This window comes from Leisingera sp. ANG49, assembly GCF_059694505.1.
The window spans coordinates 1-2,674 of the sequence record NZ_JCATZN010000029.1; the positions used below are offsets into that span (position 1 = coordinate 1).

At 61.7% G+C, this 2,674-nt stretch carries 2 protein-coding genes; one reads left to right on the top strand and one right to left on the bottom strand.

Annotation, left to right across the window (positions count from 1 at the left end; genetic code table 11):
• Positions 1–324 precede the first annotated feature (324 nt).
• Positions 325–1,950 (bottom strand): sulfatase-like hydrolase/transferase, encoded by a 1,626-nt coding sequence (locus AC58NV_RS23465; protein WP_497229296.1) that lies wholly within the window; start codon positions 1,948–1,950, stop codon positions 325–327.
• 117 nt (positions 1,951–2,067) lie between these two features.
• On the opposite strand from AC58NV_RS23465, the gene AC58NV_RS23470 reads away from it, so the two are divergent.
• A complete protein-coding gene (locus AC58NV_RS23470; RefSeq protein WP_497229297.1) occupies positions 2,068–2,607 on the top strand; it encodes a GNAT family N-acetyltransferase in 540 nt (179 codons plus the stop codon).
• Positions 2,608–2,674: the final 67 nt, after the last annotated feature.

Genomic DNA, 2,674 nt, shown 5'->3' on the forward strand with positions numbered 1-2,674 from the left:
GACCAAAAATTTTTTTTTCGCCCCCGCGCCCTCGGTAGCGCCGCTATCGCGGCGCGGTGGTGCAATACGAAAACAGGTGCAGCTGCCGCGGCCTCGCCAGCTCTCCCCGCGTCCGGCGCGCCAGCGGGCTGCAGCCGCCCGGCCTCGATGCGCTTAAGGATCGCGCCCCGATCCCGCTCCGTCCGCCTTTGCCGTTGCGCAGCCCTGGATGCGCCTGCAGCCAATTCATTGGCCTCTCCGATGCGTGGTAACGCGGGTCGGGGGCGCTGCCCCCGCCCTGCGGGCTCCCTCGGAGTAATTTTGCAAAGGAGAATAGCAGGCCGGCTATTGCGGTACCGGCCCGCGGTATTTCTCCGTCAGTCCGGGCGCGGCCTCATCCGCTTCATAGACACCCAGCAGGATGCCCTTGCGCCCGGACTTGCCGCGGCGTGCCTTGATCTGCGCATCCGACAGGGTGATCCGCTGTGACATCCTGAGGCCCCACTCCAGCAGCCTGTCATACATCAGATCAATGATCTCCTGATGGGTGCCGTCCTTGGCCAGATCCACCAGTTCATCCGGGTCGGCTTCCATGTCAAACAGCATTGGCCTGAGGCCGCCCTCGGCATGCATGAACTTCCAGCGCTTGTCGGCAACCATGAAGAGGCGCGCTTCCTTGGGTTCCAGACCCAGCTTCTCACACAGCGGCATGGTGGAGTAGTCGAACTCGGCAACCGCATAGTCCCGCCACGCAGGGTTTTCACCGCGCAGGAACGGCATCAGCGAGCGCCCTTCCAGGATATGAGGCGCAGGCGCACCGCCGGCCGCCTCCAGGAAAGTGGGCAGCAGGTCAATTGCCTCAACCAGCTCATCGCAGGTGGTGCCACGGGTGGCATCGGCCTCCGGGCGCGGGTCATAGATGATCAGCGGCACCTTGATCGAGGGCTCATGGAACAGGTTCTTTTCGCCCAGCCAGTGATCGCCCAAGTAATCGCCATGGTCCGATGTCACCACAATCATGGTGTCCTGCATCCGGCCGGTTTCTTCCAGCCAGGCAAACAGCCGGCCCATCTGGTCATCGGCCTGTTTGATTAGCCCCATATAGGCGGGGATCACTTTCTCCCGCACCTCGTCGCGGCTGAAGGTCTTGCCTATCCGGTTGTTCATCATCCCATCAAAGACAGGGTGCGCGTCTTCGCGCTCTGCCTCCGAACGCACCGCCGGCGGCACATGCTCGGGCCCGTACATATCGTGATATGGCGCTGGCACGATGTAGGGCCAATGCGGCTTGATATAGCTCAGATGCGCGCACCAGGGTCCGTCAGCTTGTTCGATGAATTCCATCACCTGAGTGGTCAGCCAGGGCGTTTCGCTGTCTTCCTCGGCAATATTGGCGGGCTTGTCCGCATTGACCATGAACCAGCCGGACGCGATATCATTGCCCTCCACCCCGGCGTTGGCAAAATCGTTCCAGGGATTTTCACCCGGATAGCCCTTCGCCTTCAGGTATTCATTATAGGGGCTGCGCTTGCTGTCATAGAACCCGTCCGGCCCTTCGGCCCACAGCCCGTCATCGCGCACCCAGGGGTCAAAGCCGCATTCCGACTGGCGCACCCCGATCACGCTGTCCGGCGCCAGCCCCAGCCGCTGCATCCCCTCGGCATCCGCAACCATATGGGTCTTGCCGATCAGGTGGCAGCCCATCCCGGCCTTGCGCAGATGGTCGCCCATCGTCCATTCGCCCACACGCAGCGGGTAGCTGTTGAACTGCACGCCATGGCTGGAGGGGTAGCGCCCCGTATAGCTCGACATCCGCGATGATCCGCAGGTCGGCGACTGCACATAGGCCCGGGTGAAGCGCACGCCCCTGGCCGCCAGCCCGTCAATATGCGGTGTCTGCAGATGCGGGTGGCCGGCGCAGCTCAGATAGTCGAACCGAAGCTGGTCGAACATGATATAGAGAATGTTCATCTGCGCCTCCCGCGTTGCGTTGCCACATTAATAAACAAGTGAAGCAATTTTGGCGAGGGGATCTTCTTGACCTCGGCGCCCGCTGCCCGACTATGGCGCGTGTTTTTCTTATTCCCAATGGCATTCATGACCGGAAATTCAGACCACACAGTTATCCGCCCCGCCACAACAGAGGACTGCTCCAGCCTCGCCGCCCTTTCGATTGAAGTCTGGCTAGGCACCTACCTGCGCAACGGGATCAGCGGGCATTTCGCTGATTATGTGCTTAGCCAATACACCACTGCGCATTTTGCTGAGGCATTGGACAGCACAGCCGAACGTTTGCTGGTTTCGCAGAACCGTGACGGCATAGACGGCTACATCCGGGTATCAAATGGGCGGCCCAGCCCGGCAAGCGGGCCGTCTAGGACCGAAATCTCCACGCCCTATGTCCAGCCCCGGCATCACGGCCGTGGCATCGGCGCTCGCCTTCTGCAGGCCGGATTGCAGCTCTGCCGCAGCAACAGCTGGGATGCGCCCTGGCTCACCAGCAATTCAGAGAACACGCGCGCCCGCAGGTTCTACCTTCGAAACGGATTTGAGCATGCAGGGCTGACCCGCTTCAGGATCGGACAGGAGAACTACCCTAACGACATCCTGCAATACTCTGCACTCTGACGACACCAGCGGACCACGTCCGGTCGCCTGCCCCTCCCGCAGGGCGTCAGCCTTTCTGGCGAAAGAC

Bases quoted from the DNA above. Each gene is read 5' to 3' on its own strand.
- AC58NV_RS23465 (WP_497229296.1), bottom strand. From the start codon at position 1,950: ATGAACATTCTCTATATCATGTTCGACCAGCTTCGGTTCGACTATCTG.
- AC58NV_RS23470 (WP_497229297.1), top strand. From the start codon at position 2,068: ATGGCATTCATGACCGGAAATTCAGACCACACAGTTATCCGCCCCGCC.